General features: G+C 68.5%; 14 protein-coding genes and 2 tRNA genes. 12 read left to right on the forward strand and 4 right to left on the reverse strand.

Annotation, left to right across the window (positions count from 1 at the left end; genetic code table 11):
* Positions 1-7: 7 nt before the first annotated feature.
* Both G9Q41_RS05665 and G9Q41_RS05670 read right to left on the reverse strand, forming a co-directional pair.
* Positions 8-1,618: a cation acetate symporter gene (locus G9Q41_RS05665; protein WP_165631882.1), complete on the reverse strand. Its 1,611-nt coding sequence runs from the start codon at positions 1,616-1,618 to the stop codon at positions 8-10.
* On the reverse strand, positions 1,615-2,037 hold the full coding sequence (locus G9Q41_RS05670) for a DUF485 domain-containing protein (RefSeq protein WP_092525827.1): 423 nt from the start codon (positions 2,035-2,037) through the stop codon (positions 1,615-1,617). The genes G9Q41_RS05665 and G9Q41_RS05670 overlap by 4 nt, the downstream gene beginning before the upstream one ends.
* A 796-nt stretch (positions 2,038-2,833) precedes the next feature.
* On the opposite strand from G9Q41_RS05670, the gene G9Q41_RS05675 reads away from it, so the two are divergent.
* Genes G9Q41_RS05675 through G9Q41_RS05690 form a run of 4 tightly spaced genes read left to right on the forward strand, consistent with a single transcriptional unit; the run spans position 2,834 to position 8,091 of the window.
* Positions 2,834-6,376: a nitrate- and nitrite sensing domain-containing protein gene (locus G9Q41_RS05675; protein WP_165631881.1), complete on the forward strand. Its 3,543-nt coding sequence runs from the start codon at positions 2,834-2,836 to the stop codon at positions 6,374-6,376.
* Between the two features lie 60 nt (positions 6,377-6,436).
* Positions 6,437-6,877: a roadblock/LC7 domain-containing protein gene (locus G9Q41_RS05680; RefSeq protein WP_017976863.1), complete on the forward strand. Its 441-nt coding sequence runs from the start codon at positions 6,437-6,439 to the stop codon at positions 6,875-6,877.
* Between the two features lie 7 nt (positions 6,878-6,884).
* Positions 6,885-7,505: a DUF742 domain-containing protein gene (locus G9Q41_RS05685; RefSeq protein WP_175455145.1), complete on the forward strand. Its 621-nt coding sequence runs from the start codon at positions 6,885-6,887 to the stop codon at positions 7,503-7,505.
* Positions 7,486-8,091, forward strand: coding sequence for an ATP/GTP-binding protein (locus G9Q41_RS05690; RefSeq protein WP_092525831.1), 606 nt, complete (start codon positions 7,486-7,488; stop codon positions 8,089-8,091). The genes G9Q41_RS05685 and G9Q41_RS05690 overlap by 20 nt, the downstream gene beginning before the upstream one ends.
* A gap of 344 nt (positions 8,092-8,435) precedes the next feature.
* Here G9Q41_RS05690 and G9Q41_RS05695 read toward each other — a convergent pair whose 3' ends face one another.
* Positions 8,436-8,765 (reverse strand): hypothetical protein, encoded by a 330-nt coding sequence (locus G9Q41_RS05695; RefSeq protein WP_165631880.1) that lies wholly within the window; start codon positions 8,763-8,765, stop codon positions 8,436-8,438.
* A 138-nt stretch (positions 8,766-8,903) separates the two neighbouring features.
* On the opposite strand from G9Q41_RS05695, the gene G9Q41_RS05700 reads away from it, so the two are divergent.
* Positions 8,904-9,167 (forward strand): hypothetical protein, encoded by a 264-nt coding sequence (locus G9Q41_RS05700; RefSeq protein ID WP_175455146.1) that lies wholly within the window; start codon positions 8,904-8,906, stop codon positions 9,165-9,167.
* Positions 9,168-9,305: 138 nt separating this feature from the next.
* Here G9Q41_RS05700 and G9Q41_RS05705 read toward each other — a convergent pair whose 3' ends face one another.
* Positions 9,306-9,728, reverse strand: a complete 423-nt coding sequence (locus G9Q41_RS05705) for a TIGR03668 family PPOX class F420-dependent oxidoreductase (RefSeq protein WP_165631879.1) — start codon at positions 9,726-9,728, stop codon at positions 9,306-9,308.
* Positions 9,729-9,756: 28 nt separating this feature from the next.
* Between G9Q41_RS05705 and G9Q41_RS05710 the strand changes: the two genes are divergently transcribed.
* The 7 genes from G9Q41_RS05710 (at position 9,757) to G9Q41_RS05740 (ending at position 15,581) form a co-directional block, all read left to right on the forward strand.
* Entirely contained in the window at positions 9,757-10,740 is a 984-nt protein-coding gene (locus G9Q41_RS05710; RefSeq protein ID WP_347567461.1) for an alpha/beta hydrolase, read from the forward strand.
* Between the two features lie 450 nt (positions 10,741-11,190).
* Positions 11,191-13,851 carry an EAL domain-containing protein gene (locus G9Q41_RS05715; protein WP_165631878.1) on the forward strand — a complete coding sequence of 887 codons (2,661 nt, stop codon included), beginning with the start codon at positions 11,191-11,193 and terminating at the stop codon, positions 13,849-13,851.
* Between the two features lie 190 nt (positions 13,852-14,041).
* A tRNA-Thr gene (locus tag G9Q41_RS05720) sits at positions 14,042-14,114 on the forward strand.
* Between the two features lie 88 nt (positions 14,115-14,202).
* Positions 14,203-14,274: transfer RNA gene (locus G9Q41_RS05725), tRNA-Met, on the forward strand.
* A gap of 112 nt (positions 14,275-14,386) precedes the next feature.
* Positions 14,387-14,557 (forward strand): 50S ribosomal protein L33, encoded by a 171-nt coding sequence (rpmG, locus tag G9Q41_RS05730; protein ID WP_083921655.1) that lies wholly within the window; start codon positions 14,387-14,389, stop codon positions 14,555-14,557.
* A 137-nt stretch (positions 14,558-14,694) separates the two neighbouring features.
* Positions 14,695-15,159, forward strand: coding sequence for a MaoC family dehydratase N-terminal domain-containing protein (locus G9Q41_RS05735; protein WP_092525841.1), 465 nt, complete (start codon positions 14,695-14,697; stop codon positions 15,157-15,159).
* Complete coding sequence (locus G9Q41_RS05740; RefSeq protein ID WP_165631877.1) at positions 15,159-15,581, forward strand: MaoC family dehydratase; 423 nt, start codon at positions 15,159-15,161, stop codon at positions 15,579-15,581. The genes G9Q41_RS05735 and G9Q41_RS05740 overlap by 1 nt, the downstream gene beginning before the upstream one ends.
* Positions 15,582-15,595: the final 14 nt, after the last annotated feature.

Genomic DNA, 15,595 nt, shown 5'->3' on the forward strand with positions numbered 1-15,595 from the left:
GATCCGGTCAGACCCCGGCGCCGCGTGAGCCGATGCCGGTGAGCGAGCGGACCTCCATCTCGGCGAAGTCCTTCGGGTCGGCCTTCTCCCGGTGCAGGAAGGTGCCGACGATCCCGCAGAGGAACGAGAACGGGATGGAGACGATCCCCGGGTTGCTCAGCGGGAAGAGGCTGAAGTCCACGGCGGGGATGATGGAGTCCTGCGCCCCCGACATGACGGGCGAGAAGAACATCAGCACCAGGCAGGAGCCGAGCCCGCCGTACATGCCCCACAGGGTCCCCGTGGTGTTGAACCTCTTCCAGAACAGCGTGAACAGCAGCGTGGACAGGTTCGCCGAGGCCGCGATGGCGAAGGCCAGCCCGACCAGGAAGGCGATGTTCTGTCCGTTGACCAGGATTCCGCCGAGGATGGCCACACCGCCGATGACCATCGCGGTGATCCGGGCGACCCTGACCTCGGAGTCGGGGTCGGTGTTGCCGCGCTGGATCACGTTGGCGTAGAAGTCGTGGGCGAACGAGGCGGAGGCGGTCAGGGTCAACCCGGCGACGACCGCGAGGATCGTCGCGAAGGCGACGGCGGAGATCACCCCGAGCAGCACGGTGCCACCGATCTCGTAGGCGAGCAGCGGGGCGGCCGAGTTCTCCCCGCCGGGCGCGGCCTGGATGGCCTCGACCCCGACCATCGCCGAGGCGCCGAAACCGATGACCAGCGTGCACAGGTAGAACGTGGACATCAGCCAGGTGGCCCACACCACGGAACGCCGCGCCTCCCGCGAGTTCGGAACGGTGTAGAAACGCATCAACACGTGGGGCAGCCCCGCCACTCCGAAAACCAGGGCCAGGGACAGGGATACGAAGTCCAATTTGGTCAGTGCGCTTTCGCCGTATTGCGCACCGGGGGCGAGAATTCGGTCACCGAGTGGATTGTTCTCGGAAGCCTGCTGCAGCAGAGTGCTGAAGTTGAAGCCGAACTTGCCGAACAGGAAAACCGTGATGAGCGCCACCGACATCATCAGCATTCCGGCCTTGAGGATTTGCACCCAGGTGGTGCCCTTCATTCCGCCGATCAGCACGTAGAGCACCATCACCACGCCGACCACGGCGATCACGAGAGCCTGTCCCGCGGAACTGCGCACGTTGAGCAGCAGGGCGACGAGGTCGCCCGCTCCCGCCATCTGCGCGATCATGTACACGACGGTGATGAACAGCGTCGACACGGCTGCGGCCGCGCGCACCGGGCGCTGACGCATCCGGAAGCTGAGCACGTCGCCCATGGTGAAGCGCCCCGTGTTCCGCAGGCGTTCGGCGATGAGCAGCAGGTTCACCAGCCAGGCCACGAGGAAGCCGATCGAGTAGAGGAAGCCGTCGTAGCCGTGCACGGCGATGGCGCCCGCGATGCCGAGGAAGGACGCGGCGGACAGGAAGTCCCCCGAGAGCGCGATCCCGTTCTGCGCTCCGGAGAAGGTCCCTCCGGCCGCGAAGTAGTCACTCGTGCTGCTGCGGCTGCTGGCGCGGTAGGTGACGTAGAGGGTGATCAGGATCAGAGCCACGAACACCGTGATGTTCACGGCCGGACTGCCGGTGCCCAGCGCCGGTTCGTCCTGGGCGTGTGTGATCATTGCTGACCTCCAGCGGCCGTGTTCCGGATCTCGTCGACCTCGGGGTCGATCTTCCGCGTCGCGAAACGGACGTACAGTGTGGTGATCAGGAGCGTGGAAGCGAATTGGCTGAGCCCGAGCAACATCCCGACGTTGATGTGCCCGAACACCGGTTCCGCCATGAAGTCCGGCGCGTAGGCCGCGAGCACCACGTACCCGATGTAGAACACGAGGAAGAGCAGCGTCATCGGGATTATGAATCGCTTCGACCGCGAGCGGATCTCGGCGAATTCGGCCGAGCGCGCGATTCCGGTGAAATCGGGCCCGGAGCTGCCGAAGTTCCGGGCCGCGCTTTTGTCGATGCCTCCGAAGGAGGCGCTCGTTTTGTCGCTCCGCTGCCCGTGCCGGGACCGTAGCGGCGGTGGTGTCGTGTTGCTCATGCGCCCTTCTTCCGAAGTCGGTGAACTGTGCTGACTAGTATTGTTCCGATTCGGTGCCGCCTCGCGTGACCGCGTCGAGAAAAGTCGTGAGCGGTTGGGTCGCCGCGTCCGACGTGGTCCGTCGGACCCAGCCGGGGTCAGCGCAACATACTACGGGCCACTCCTGCTGAAGGGTGAGTGACGGTCCTGCTGTCGTAGGGGGTCGGGGTGGTCCACGGCGGGGTGCCGCGCTGTGGGCCGCGGCGGCTCGGGTTGCGGTGTCCGCAGCTCATAAGCCATTACTGATGAGTACCACAGTTACTGCGCGGAGTCGCGGCTGTCCCCGTTTTCATGCGTGGTGGAGGCGGTTAGAGTGATTGGGTTTCCCGCTGTCCGGTGCGGTTCCGGCCGGTGCGGCGCGGGCGTGTCCCCGCCCCGACGGGGTGATCTTGCCGGCAATCGATTTCGCAGATCACCTCCCGAAGTTTGGAAAAGTCGCCCCGTGATCGGTATGTTGGCCGCTGTCTTTACAATCCGGGGTGGCCACGAGCCGCGCGTCACCCGTTGAAAAGGCCGGTGAAGTGACTCCTTGCGGTGGGCGACTATTGGTGACGGAGAGTATTGCAAGGATCCCCTTTGCCGAGAATAGTTGTGAACCGAAACCACCTGCGCTGAGCTCAGATCTGCTCGGGCAGCAGGTAGATAAGCCTTCACTCGAACGAGTGGCAGATGCCGTTCTCCTACGATTTGTTCGTTCGGAAGGGACCCGCACTGTGACAGAGCAGGACGAACGACAGCTTGACTTCCGGGGGGCTTTGTGAGTGCGGCGGCACGACGGGCGAACCGAGAGCAGGCCCAGGATGCTTCGGCCGCGCCCAGCAGGCCCGGAGGGTCGCGTCGGGCAGCGCTGACCGACTGGCGCAACTGGCGCATCCCCATCAAGCTCGCCGCGGTGGTCCTGGTCCCGGTCGTTTTCGCGGTCGGACTCGGTGTCGTCCAGATCCACGACGAAGTGACGAAAGCGAACCGGTACGAGGAGATCAGCCGCCTCGCTACCGCGCGTGACAAGATCCAGCCGTTGCTCACCGGCCTGCAGGCGGAGAGAACCAAGGCCGCCGAGGTGCTGGGCGGCGCTCCGGGATCCATGCAGGAGTACCGGGGCCAGTACGAGAAGGTCACCAAGTACGCCGAGCAGGCCCCGCAGGTGCTGGACAACGTCCAGGAGTTCAGCCCGGTGACCTCGGCCCAGTTCGACGAGCTGCGCAAGCAGCTGGGCACTCTCCGGGAGCTGCGCAAGGGCGTGGCCACCAGAACGCTGAGCCCGGTGGACGCCATCCAGCGCTACAACGACGTCATCGGCTCGTTGCTGTCGTTGGAGCGAGCGGTGATCAACACCATCGACGACTCCGGGCTGTACACGATGATCAACGCGCTGCACGAGCTGTCCAGAGCCGAGGACGAGATCCGCATGCAGCGTGCGCTGGTGGACGCCGCGCTTCCGCGCAGCGAGTTCTCCCCGGCGTTGACCGACGCCTTGAACGACGCCAGAGCACGACTGGACTCGCGCGTGAGCAGCTTCCGGTCCGTGGCCAACTCCGAGCCGCGTCAGGCGCGTGAGGTCGTCAACAGCGCGGAGATGGAACGCTGGACCGCCGTCGAGGACGACCTGATGCGGGCCATCCGGGTGGACGATGTCCACTCCTCGCTGACCCTGGGGCAGTGGAACCAGCTGTCCGATCAGTTGATCCAGCGCACCAGCCAGGTCCGCGCGAACCTGTCCGAGCAGTTCAACGAGCGCGCCTACTCGCTGTACAACGACGCCAGCAACCGCGCGGGAACGACGACGGTGCTGCTGTTCAGCGCGCTGGTCGTCGCCGCTGCCGTGATGTTCGTGATCGGCAGGCACATGCTCGGTTCCCTCGGGCAGCTCCGCCGTGGCGCCCTGGACGCGGCCAACAAGCAGCTCCCCCGGGCGGTGGAGCGCATTCGACAGGGCAACGAAGCCGAGACCGAGGTCGACGCGGTTCCGGTGGCCACGACCGAGGAGGTCGGCCAGGTGGCGCGTGCCTTCGACGAGGTCAACAGGCAGGCCCTCTGGCTGGCCTCGGAGCAGGCGAACCTGCGTCGCGGGTACAGCGATTCGTTCGTCAACGTCTCCCGGCGCAGCCAGAGCCTGCTGGAACGTCAGCTGCGCCTGTTCGAGCAGCTCGAGCAGGACGAGGACGACCCGGACCAGCTGTCCACCCTGTTCCGGCTGGACCACCTCGCGACCAGGATGCGCCGGAACAACGAGAACCTGATGGTGCTGTCCGGCAGTGACATCGCCAGGCGCTTCACCCAGCCCGTGGAGCTGGCCGACGTGCTGCGTGCCGGTGTTTCGGAGATCGAGCACTACCCGCGGGTCGTGGTGCAGTCCCCGCCCGCGGCGCGGCTGGTCGGTTACGCGGGCAGTGACCTGGTTCGCCTGGTCGCGGAGCTGCTGGACAACGCCGCGAACTTCTCCTCGCCGGAGACCTCGGTGACGGTGTCCAGTCGCCGGTCGGAGGACTCCTCGCTGACCATCGACGTGCTGGACCACGGCATCGGCATGGGGGATGAGGAGATCGTCGAGGCCAACGAGCGGCTGGCCTCCTTCGACGAGGATGACCTGTCCGTGTCGCGCCGGATGGGGCTGCTGGTGATCGCGCGGCTGTCCGGCAGGCACGGGATCACCGTGCGACTGCACGGCGGCGACGATGTGGACGGCATACGTGCCACCGTCCACGTGCCTCCGGACCTCGTCATCCCGGACCGCAGCGGTTCCGCTCAGGTTCCGCAGCAGTCCACGCCGACCCCCACGGGACCGCCCCAGGGGCCACCGAGCATGCCGGGGGTTTCGCCCATCGAGCAGCAGCTGACCAGCGACGAGGAGGTCGCCGAGCAGCCGAGGCGCAACGGTGCGGACCAGCGCTCCGAGCAGCCCAAGGTGAACGGCACCAGCAGGCGCCAGATCCTGGAGGGCGGTTTACCCGGGTTCGATCTGCGGGAGCAGTCCGCCGCTCCGGCGCGGGAGCGGGACACCCGTTCCACGCAGCAGCCCCGGTCCCCGCAGCAGGACGAGTGGACCGAGCAGATCGAGCGCGTGCGTCCGGCGGAACCCGCTCCGGAACCGGATCCCGCCCCGCGTGCGGAACCCACCCCGCCGGAATCCACCCCGCCGGAGCCCGCTCCGCGGGAGGAGCAGGCAGCGCCCGCTCCCGAGCTGGAGCCCGAGGGACGTGTCCGGGGTCTGTTCGAGCCCCCCGAGGGGCAGGAGTACGAGGAGAGCGAGGAGGAGAACAGCCTCGCCGCGGACGAGGGCAACCTGTACTTCGACGGGTTCGCGGGCACGGGTGCTCCGGAGCAGCGCTTCTCGGACAGCGCCCCGACGGTCGTCCAGTCGATCCCGCCGGGTGTGGGCACTCCTGGACCGGGTACCGAGGCGAACTCGGCCGACTCCGCCCCGCCGTGGTTCCACCCCGCGCCGGAGAACGCGCGGTATCAGTCCGGGGACGTCCCGTCGGACGGGGCCGAGCAGTGGCAGTGGCCGAGCGACGAGGACTTCTCCGAGGCGGGGACTTCCTCCGGTGCCTCCGCCGCCTTCCCGGCCGCTCCGGGCGGGCCCCAGCGGAGCGAGCACCAGCAGGTCGACGGTTCGGTGGGCCCCGCTCCGCGCAGCGAGCCCAGCGGTTACACCAGTTCGGGGCTGCCGCGTCGAACCCCGCGCACGGAGTTGGACGGTACGGCGGGCACGAGTTCGACCGGGGGCGCGTCCGGTGGACGCAGCGGAATGAGCTGGATGGAGGAAGCGACCCTCCAGGAGTCGGAGGGGTCGTCCGCCGCCCGGGGCGGCGGGCAGCACGAGAACGAGCGGAGCGATTTCGGCGCTCCTCCGGCAGGGGGCGGTCGTGCGAGCGGCCTGTCGGACACGGGGCTGCCGCAGCGCAGGCCGGGCAAACCTCGCCAGGCCGGTGACGAGCCCTCCGGGGGTCCGCGCGGGGCAGCTCAGCAGCCAGACGGACGGCAGCACCCGTCGCCCGGCACGACGGGTGGAGAAACTCGATCGGAGTCGCCGGTGAACGAGTCCTCCCCCTGGAACTTCTCGAGCGATCAGTCCCAAGGGGCAGCCGCGGCAGCCTCGGATCCGAAGCCCACGGATTACACCTCCGCGGGCTTGCCGCGGAGGGTTCCCAAACAACACCTGGCTCCGGGAAGCGCCGCACCGTCCTCGGACGGGGGGAACTCGGGGCAGCAGAACACGCCGGCACCGGACGAGACGCGGGGTCGGTTGTCCAGCTTCCAGCAGGGTGTGCGCAGGGGCAGGCACAGCGCTGGGGAGTAGCAGCAGGCGGAGTCGAGTTACGCCCGCTCGCTCACTGCCGGATCTATCGAAGGAGGCGCGATGTCAACCCAGCAGGCGAAGATCGACCAGTTCAATTGGTTGATCACCGACTTCACCGAACGTGTCAGCGGAGTCGCGCACGCGGTCGTCGTGTCGGCGGACGGGCTGCTGCTGACGTCTTCGGCCAAGCTGCCGCAGGACAGGGCCGAACAGCTCGCGGCGGTGGCTTCGGGTCTGTTAAGCCTCACCCAGGGGGCCGCTCGTTGCTTCGAAGCGGGGCAGGTCAAGGAGACCATCGTCGAGATGGACCGCGGCATGATGCTGCAGATGTCCATAAGTGACGGTTCCTGCTTGACGGTGTTGGCGGCACCGCAGTGTGATATGGGTTTGATCGCCTACGAGATGGCGATGCTGGTCGAACGCGTCGGTCGGATCCTCACGCCCGAATTGCGTTCGCATTTGCAGGGTGCGGGTAATTCCGTGTCAGAGCAACTGGTGTGAGGCCACCATGAGCAGGAATTCCGGCTACGGTGAACGTCCCGAGGACGAAGCCGGGCGACGGTACGGGCGGGACGACGGGCAGGACTTCGACGAGGCGACTTTCGCGGACGTCTACAGTGGACTGAGTTTCGGCAGCAAGCGCGGTCGGAAGAAGCGCCGCTCGGACGAGGAGCGGAAGTCGGATAGTTCGCAGCAGGAGCCCCAGCGGCCCCCTGAGCGTCCTGCCCCGGAACCCTCCTCGTCCCAGCCTCGGGAAGAGGTTGATGCGGGGGGCGTCGACCCGGGGGACACTCCCGCGGCCAGCATTCGCTCGTATGCCTGGACGGGGGGCAGGACCAAGACCAATGTGGAACTCGAACTGGAGACTCTGGTTTCCACCGGCGCGAACTACCGTCCGGGTGCGCCGTTGCGGCAGGAGTACCAATCAGTGGTGCAACTGTGCGGCCATCCCCGGTCGGTAGCCGAGGTCGGGGCGCTGCTCGGTGTGCCATTCGGTGTGGCCAAGGTTCTGTTGGCGGACATGGCCGAACAGGGGCTGGTCGACGTCCATCAGACCGTGACCGACAGCGGCAGTGAACCGCACATGATGTTGATGGAAAGGGTGTTGAGTGGACTCCGCCGGCTTTAAGGCGCCCCAGCAGACCGGAAAATCGTCCACGAGCTCGGCCAAGATCGTGGTCGCGGGTGGATTCGGGGTGGGTAAGACGACCTTCGTCGGCTCGGTTTCCGAGATCGTCCCGCTCACCACGGAAGCGGTCATGACGGAGGCCAGCCAGGGAATCGACGATCTGGCTGCCACACCGGGCAAGAACTCCACCACGGTGGCGATGGACTTCGGCCGGTTGTCGCTGGACGAGGACTTGATCCTCTACCTGTTCGGAACTCCGGGGCAGCAGCGTTTCTGGTTCATGTGGGACGACCTGGTACGTGGTGCGATCGGAGCCGTCGTGCTGGTGGACACCCGCAGGTTGGCCGACTGCTTCTCCGCGATCGATTTCTTCGAGGACCGGGGAACGCCGTACGTCATCGGGGTGAACTGCTTCGACGGAAGGCTGCAGCACAACCTCGAGGAGGTGCGCGAGGCGCTCGCGGTCGGCTCCGACGTCCCGCTGCTCAGCTGCGACGCGCGGGATCAGGCATCGACGAAGGAGGCGCTGATCTCGCTGGTCGAGTACGCGATGAGCAAGTGGGTGGCCTCGGGTCGCAGCGCCTGACGGAGCTCTTCCGCCTCGGTCGTCGGGGTGCTCGCTCCAGCGGGATCCTCCGCTGATCCGGTCGCGGGCGCCCCGGCCGGGTGAGGAACGGGCCCGGTGGTTCCGAACGATGAGCTGGATCACCGCGTCCGGGGCACCCGCCCCTCGAACGATCCCCGACCGGTCGGGTGGATCCGTTCCGCGGGAGCTCCTCGGCGCGGGAGGCGCCGGTGGTGCCCGGCGCCGTCCGCGCCGAGCCGTCACGGCCCGGCGAGCCCGCCCGCCTGCTCGACAGCGTGCTCGTCGCCGCCTCGACGTCCGGTCCGGAGGAACTTCCCGGACTCCGGGCGGCTTCGCCGGGGAGCTCACCGCTCCGCGGCGTCGCGCTCCGAGGTGTCGCCGTAGACGAGGTCGTCGGCCTGCGTCAGCCCGGCCTCCAGCTCCGCGCGCTGCTCGGGCGAGAGCGTGTCGCGGAAACCCTCGCCCGCCGCGCGCACGAGCACCATGAGCTTCTTGGCCATGCCCCGCGCCTGCGTCAGCCGGACGTCGGAGGCCGCGAGCATCTCCCGCGAGTCGTGGATGAGCTTGCGGTAGCGGTGGTTGAGCTCGGCGTGCTGGTCGACCACGTCCAGCGCCCGTTCCAACGGGGAAAGCCGGTCGGTCGACACCCGCACCTGATGGGGATCCTGCTGCACACCGAAACCCTACGAAGTCGGCGCGGGATCACCGGACGAGCGCGCGGCTGCGGTGACGTTTCTCACTGGATTCCCCGGGGTGCGCCCGATGATTCCGATTCGTGGTCCGCGGGGCGGTCGGCTACCTAGAATGGTGCGGTGAGCATCGATCGTGTCGAGCGCGCCAGACGCAGACAAGCCCGCAGGGAGACCCGCACGCGTCGCTCCGAGAGCAGGGGGGACGCGGTGACCGGGGTGGACGGCCTGTTCGACGCGGGCAGCAAGTACCGGCTGGAGCGGGCCGAGTGGGTCGCCGTCGCCAAGGAGGACGACAGGCACGCGGGCGAGGGCGTGGGAGACGACCCCGCGGAACGGCCGATCCGACTGCGTCCGCGGGCGAGCGGCTCGGAATCGGAAAAGTGAGCGTCGGCATGCTCCCGAGGACTCGACAGCGGATCCACCCCGTCCGTAGTGTCGATGGCGCGCCCCGCGCTCCCGGTGACCCCCAGGCCGGTCGAGCGCGGGGCGCTCTCCCGTTCGGGGTGGTTCTTCGCTGCCGGGTCACTCACCGGCCGACCAGCCGGTGACCCGCCGCACCTCGATCACGATCAGGCTCGCCCGCGGCGGGTGCTCGGCGTACTGCTCGTACTTGTCGGCCAGCGCCCGCACGAGCTCCGGGTGCTGTTCGGCGGCGACCACCTCCGCGGCCCCGTCCGCGCGCACCCACCACAGCGCTCCCCAGTCCTCCTCGTAGTGGTCGACCAGCACCGACACCAGGGGGTTCTGCTCGATGTTGCGCAGCCTGCGCAGCGAGGTGGTGGTCTTGGGCTTGTGATCCACCGCGGTGACGATGCGCTCGCCCCCGCGGGCCACGGCGAAGGTCACCGGGACCTGGTGGGGTTGGGCGCCGTGGCCCACCGTGGCCAACCGTGCGACGCGGGCCCGTTCGAGCAGCCCCGTTGCCTGCTGTCGGTCGATGCGCATGTGGCGATTCGCTCCGTATGTTCGTAATGTGTCTTCCGGTTCGCGGCCAACATTCCCCGTTCGCGGCCCCGAGGCCGCGCCCAGCTACGAGCGGCGTTCGTACTGGACGCGTTACCAGGAGTTCTTCCCGGGGGCTCTGCAGGTGCTCCCGGGCGACGCCCCGGAGGAGCGGTGGTGGTCCTGGCGGGGGACCGCCGTGCACCTGGACGTCGTCCGTAGGGACGGCGCGCCCTGCAAGCTCCTGGTGCTGCACGGTATCGGCGGTTACGGAAGGATGCTGGCTTCCTACTCCAGGTTGCCCGCGCTGGCCGACCTGGAGTACCTGGCGCCGGATCTTCCCGGGCACGGGTTGAGCTCGGCCGGGTTCGCGGTCGGTTATCGGCAGTGGGTGGACTTCGTGATCGACCTGCTGGCCGCCGAGCGGGCCCGTGACCGCAGGCCGGTCGTCCTGTTCGGGGTGGGCACGGGTGGTTGGCTGGCCTACCAGGTCGCCGCCCGCGTTCCCGACCGCATCGCTGCTCTGCTGGTCACCGGGCTGGCAGACCCGGGGTTGGCGGGAGTGCGGGACGGTTTGGCCGCGAATCCGGGGGCCGGGCTGCTGTCCGAGGTGTTCGCCGGGGTGCCGCTCCTGCCTCCGCTGCACGAAGTCCCGCTGCGGTGGTTGCTCGACGTCACCGCGGTCTCCAACCACGCGCGCTTCGCCGCCGCCTTCGCCTCCGACGAGTTGGGGGGTGCGCGCAGGATCCCGCTGGAGCTGTTCCGCTCCTACCTGCGGCTGCGCCCCGCTGTCGATCCCGAGCGGTTCACCGGCCCGCCGGTGCTGCTGGTGCGTCCCGAGGAGGACCGCTGGACCCCGGGGACCTATTCGGAGCGCTTCTTCGAGCGGCTGGCCGCCCCGAGGAGAGCTGTTTCGCTGGTGCGCTCCGGCCACCTGCCGAGCGAGGAGGCGGGGCTGGCCGAACTGGACCGCTCGGTGCGTGACTTCCTCGAGGAGTTCCGGATCCCGCACTGACCGTTCGACACGCTGGGTGCTCACGCGACACGTACCGTGCTCGCCCCGTCGGGTTGTTGCGGCAATGTTCACAGTGGCCGGTGGTTGCTCCGCGTTACCCGTTCCTGTTTCGGTTCCGTGGTGCACCCGTGCGAAAACCTTTTCCCGTGGTCGGTTTCGGGTGACGGTGCTCGCCCGACGTTCGTCCGGACGAGTGATTGGTGGGCTCGGGACACCTGTCCGGTGACGAGGCGCTCGCGGTGAGAGCGGCCGGGAGGTTGCGCCGACCGGCCACCTGTGGCGGGGAGAGCGGAAGAATTCGATGAACACGGCGAGTGGCCGCCTCTAGTAATCTGTCCGGAGTGTCGTCCACGATGGCACCAATCCGAAGCTGGTCAACCAGGGCGATCGTGCGTCACGATCGACGCTGAGTAGCGCGACTCGTCGGGTCGCTTGGTGGGAGGAGCGTGGATGATCGAGCATCACCGCTCTTCGGGAGCGACGGTGGACACCGAGGTCCCGCGTCCTCCGGTGCGCTCGGAAGTCTCCCCGCGGCGCCGCCGCATCTTCAACGGCTTCTCACTGGCCGTGCTGTTCACCGGAGTCCTCGTCGCCGCGGCCGCGGCGTGGGCGCTGCCCTTCCACTACGACCCGGACCTGCTGGTCATCGGACCGTTGCTGGCCGCAGGCTTCCTGCTGGTCGAGCAGCTCACGATCGACGTGGACGCCAAGCGGGTGGGGTGGACGATCTCGTTCACCGAGATCCCGCTGCTGCTGGGGTTGCTGACGGCGCCCTTCGAGGTGGTGCTGGCGGCCAACCTCGTGGCGGGGCTCGCGGCCCAGGTCGGCAAGCGGGCCGCCACCCACGTCTCCTACAACGCCGGCGTGCTGTGCTGGGAGATCGCCGTTCCCTTCCTGGTGGCCGCGGGGTGCAACGATCTGCTCGGCTCGACCGTGCCCCTGTGGTTCTGCGCCGGCGTGGGCGCGGTCAGCTCCTCGCTGATCAGTTGCGGTTGCGCGGTGGCCGCCCTGCACGCCCTGGGCAACGGGATGCGGGTCTCGGCCGGACTGCTGCTCGGCGGGCGCACTTTCGTGGTTGGGCTGCTCAACACCTCGATCGGCCTCGTCGGCTACGAGCTCGCGACCAACACCCGCTGGGGGTGGACGCTGGTCACCGTGCTCGCGGTCGGGGTGCTCGCGCTGTACCGGGCCTACTCCGGGCTGCTGCGGGAACAACGGGACCTGGAGGCGCTCAGCGACGTGAGCCTGCGCGTGGCCCGCTCCGGCCAGCACGCGGCCCGTGCGCTGTCCGATTCGGACGCTCCGGCCGTCAGCGCCATCGGGGAGCAGGTCTCGGTCGAGGAGTGGGAACCCGTGGCCGAGCGCATCCGCGAGCAGCTGAACGCCACTCGCGTGGTGCTGCGGATCTCACTGGATCCGCGCGGCGAGGTGCGCACCCTGGTCTCCGGGACCGCGCAACCGGGGGAGATGACCGAGGACGGAGCCGCGCTGCTGCGGGAGTGCCCGCTGCTGCAGCTCCCCGGCACCCACGTGCGCTCGTTCCGGTTGATCGACGCACCGGAGGAGATCCGCCGCTCGCTGCGCGTCAGGGGAGCCCACGAGGCCCTGGTTGTCCCGCTGCGCGGGACGAATCAGCTGCTCGGGGCCATCGAGGTGCACGACAGGGTGAGTCGCTGGCGCGGTTTCGGACGGGCGGACGTCCGGTTGCTGCACACCCTGGCCAGCCACCTGGCCACCGCGATGGACAACCGCAGGTTGCTGGCCAGGCTGCGGCACGACGCCTACCACGATCCGCTGACGGGGCTGCTCAACAGGACCGGCTTCAGGGAGATGACCGCGGAGGCGCTGCACGAGGACGCCGCAGTGGTGCTGCGCGTGGACCTCGAGCTGCTCACCACGGTCAGCGAGGCCCTCGGCTACGCCTGGGGCGACCGGATGATCGTCGCTGCGGGCAGGAGGATGCGCGAGTACCTCGGCTCGCACGTGCCCGTCGCGCGGCTGGAGGCCAACTCGTTCGCGGTGCTGCTGCACGGGCACACGGAGGAGCAGGCCGCGGAGATCGCCACGGCCCTGCGCGAGGTCATCGCCGAGCCCTACCCGTTGGACAGGCTGGTCGTGGAGGCGACGGCCGTGGTCGGCTACGTCTCCTCGGTTCCCGCCGAGGAGGACTCGGCGGGCGACGTGGACGTGCTGCTGCAGCGCGCCGACGTGGCCGTCCGGGCGGCCCGCAGCGGCGAGGACGGGGTGCGCGGCTACGTCCCGAGCATGGGCCAGATATTCCTGCGGCGCTTCCAGCTGGTGACCCAGTTCCGGCAGGCGCTGGAGTGCGGGCAGATAGAGGTGCACTACCAGCCCAAGGTCGCGTTGCCGAGCAGGAACGTGGTCGGTTCCGAGGCGCTGGTTCGCTGGTCCCATCCGGAGTACGGGCGGCTGTCCCCGGACGAGTTCGTCCCCGTGGTGGAGGCCACCGGGCTGGTGGATGCCCTCACCTCCTTCGTGCTGGAGCGCGCGCTCGGCCGCATCAGGAACTGGCTGGACCGCGGGCTGCGCCTCTCGGTCGCGGTGAACCTCTCGGTTCGGAATCTGGCGGACGAGACCTTCCCCGATCGCGTGAGCGAGGCCTTCGACCGCCACGAGGTCCCGCCGGGGCTGCTGACCTTCGAACTCACCGAGTCGAGCGTCATGGCCGATCCGGACCGTTCGCTGCCGGTGCTGCGCAGGCTCCGCGCGCTCGGGGTCGTGCTCGCGGTGGACGACTTCGGCACCGGGTACTCCTCGCTGGCCTACCTGCGGCAGCTGCCCATAGACGAGGTCAAGATCGACAAGAGCTTCGTGCTCGGCATGGGAACCGACCTCAGCGATATGGCCGTGGTGCGCTCGATCGTCGAGCTCGGGCATTCCCTGGAGCTGAGCGTGGTGGCCGAGGGGGTCGAGGACGACGCCGCGCGGGACCAGCTCGTGGGGATGAACTGCGACACCGCGCAGGGCTACCTGATCTCGCGTCCCCTCTCCGAGGAACGGTTCGAGGCGTGGTTGTGGGCGCGCACGAGCAAGGTGGCTCCGGGGGAGTGCGGTGCCCCCTCCGGGGAGACGGTCCTCCGGGTGAACTGAAGCGGTGTCTCCCGTTCGGGAGCTCGCCCGTCCCCGGCGGTTGCTTGCCGGGGGCTGCGCGGGGGCGCGGCGCCCTCGGCGTGCCGGATCCCGCTGCTGAGCCCGATGAGCTGGGAATACGCGCGATGGGGCCCCCGTTGAAAGCGGTGCGTGGATGTTGTGTAGAGTAGTAGTCGCTCCGCAAGGGCACGCCCCAATAGCTCAGTCGGCAGAGCGTCGCCATGGTAAGGCGAAGGTCTACGGTTCGAGTCCGTATTGGGGCTCTGCAGGGCAAGCCGCGGCACTCGGTATGCTGAGTGCTGCGGCTGTCTTGTGAGGGGTACGCTGTGTACCCGCGCGGAATGTCCGCGAGGCGGTGTAGCTCAGGGGCAGAGCAAACGGCTCATAATCGTTGTGTCGCCGGTTCGAATCCGGCCACCGCTACTCCTGCGGCTGCGATGTCGCCCGGCCCGGGGCGGCATCCACGTGGAGTGAACCGGACAGCGCGCCGGACAACGCGATTGCCCGGTTCCAGACACGAGAAGAGAGGTCTCCCGTGGCTAAGACGCCCACCGATGTTCGCCCCAAGATCACTCTTGCGTGTGAAGAGTGCAAGGAGCGCAACTACATCACCAAGAAGAACAGGCGCAACGACCCGGACCGGATGTCGTTGAAGAAGCACTGCCCGCGTTGCAACGCGCACCGCGCGCACAAGGAGACCCGCTGAGACCTGTTCGGCGGGCAACCGCTCCGGAGGCCTTCACGGGGGACTCCGGGCGGAACTGAAGACAAGCTTTCCCGAGAGGACCCGCTCCGGCCACGGCCGGGGCGGGTCCTTTCTTGTGTTGCGATATTCTACCCGGCGTGCCGCTCGACGAAGGTTTCATCGGACGTGAGTATCCGCCAAGCAGTCCGTACGAGGTCGCCAGGGAGAAGATCCGCGAGTTCGCGGACGCGGTCAAGGACGATTCTTCGCTGTACCGCGACGCCGAATCGGCCAAGTCCGCGGGGTACCCGGACGTGATTGCTCCGCCGACGTTCGCGATGCGATTGGCCATGACCGCCCAGGACGTGGTCGTGGGCGACGAGCAGCTCGGTCTGGACTACAGCCGGGTGGTGCACGGGCACCAGGCCTTCCGGCACCACCGGCCGATCCACGCCGGGGACGTGCTGGTCACCGTCGTGCACGTGGACGACATCAAGGCCCGCGCGGGCAATGACTTCCTCACGGTGCGTGCCGAGATCGGCACCGTGGAGGGAGAGCCCGTCTGCACGGCCACGTCCACCCTGGTGGCCAGGGGGACCGCCGAGGAGGGAGAACAGGCGTGATGTCGACATCGTCGCAGGTGAGCAAGGGTGACCAGCTGCCGGAGCTGAGCATTTCGGTCACCAGGGGTGATCTGGTGCGCTACGCGGGGGCTTCGGGGGACTTCAACCCGATCCACTACAGCGGGGCCTTCGCGCAGGAGGTGGGGCTGCCGGACGTGATCGCCCACGGCATGCTCACCATGGCGCTCGCCACTCGACTGGTCACCGACTGGTTGGGTGATCCGGGGCGGATCATCGAGCACGGAGTCCGGTTCACCCGCCCGGTCGTGGTGCCCGACGACGAGCACGGCGCGCGGGTGGACCTCTCCGGGAAGGTCGCCTCCGTGGACGAGGAGGAGGGCACGGCCAAGCTCAACCTCACCGCCAAGTGCGCCGGTCAGGGAGTGCTCGGGGGTGCCTACGCCCTGGTGCACCTTTCTTGAGCTCTTTCGGCGGT

It is taken from the genome of Actinopolyspora sp. BKK2 (assembly GCF_011291845.1).
In the GTDB taxonomy this organism is placed as follows: Bacteria; Actinomycetota; Actinomycetes; order Mycobacteriales; family Pseudonocardiaceae; genus Actinopolyspora; species Actinopolyspora saharensis.

Bases quoted from the DNA above. Each gene is read 5' to 3' on its own strand.
- G9Q41_RS05665 (WP_165631882.1), bottom strand. From the start codon at position 1,618: ATGATCACACACGCCCAGGACGAACCGGCGCTGGGCACCGGCAGTCCG.
- G9Q41_RS05705 (WP_165631879.1), bottom strand. From the start codon at position 9,728: ATGCGCATCGACCGACAGCAGGCAACGGGGCTGCTCGAACGGGCCCGC.
- G9Q41_RS05715 (WP_165631878.1), top strand. From the start codon at position 11,191: ATGATCGAGCATCACCGCTCTTCGGGAGCGACGGTGGACACCGAGGTC.
- G9Q41_RS05685 (WP_175455145.1), top strand. From the start codon at position 6,885: ATGAGCAGGAATTCCGGCTACGGTGAACGTCCCGAGGACGAAGCCGGG.
- G9Q41_RS05670 (WP_092525827.1), bottom strand. From the start codon at position 2,037: ATGAGCAACACGACACCACCGCCGCTACGGTCCCGGCACGGGCAGCGG.
- G9Q41_RS05740 (WP_165631877.1), top strand. From the start codon at position 15,159: ATGTCGACATCGTCGCAGGTGAGCAAGGGTGACCAGCTGCCGGAGCTG.
- G9Q41_RS05680 (WP_017976863.1), top strand. From the start codon at position 6,437: ATGTCAACCCAGCAGGCGAAGATCGACCAGTTCAATTGGTTGATCACC.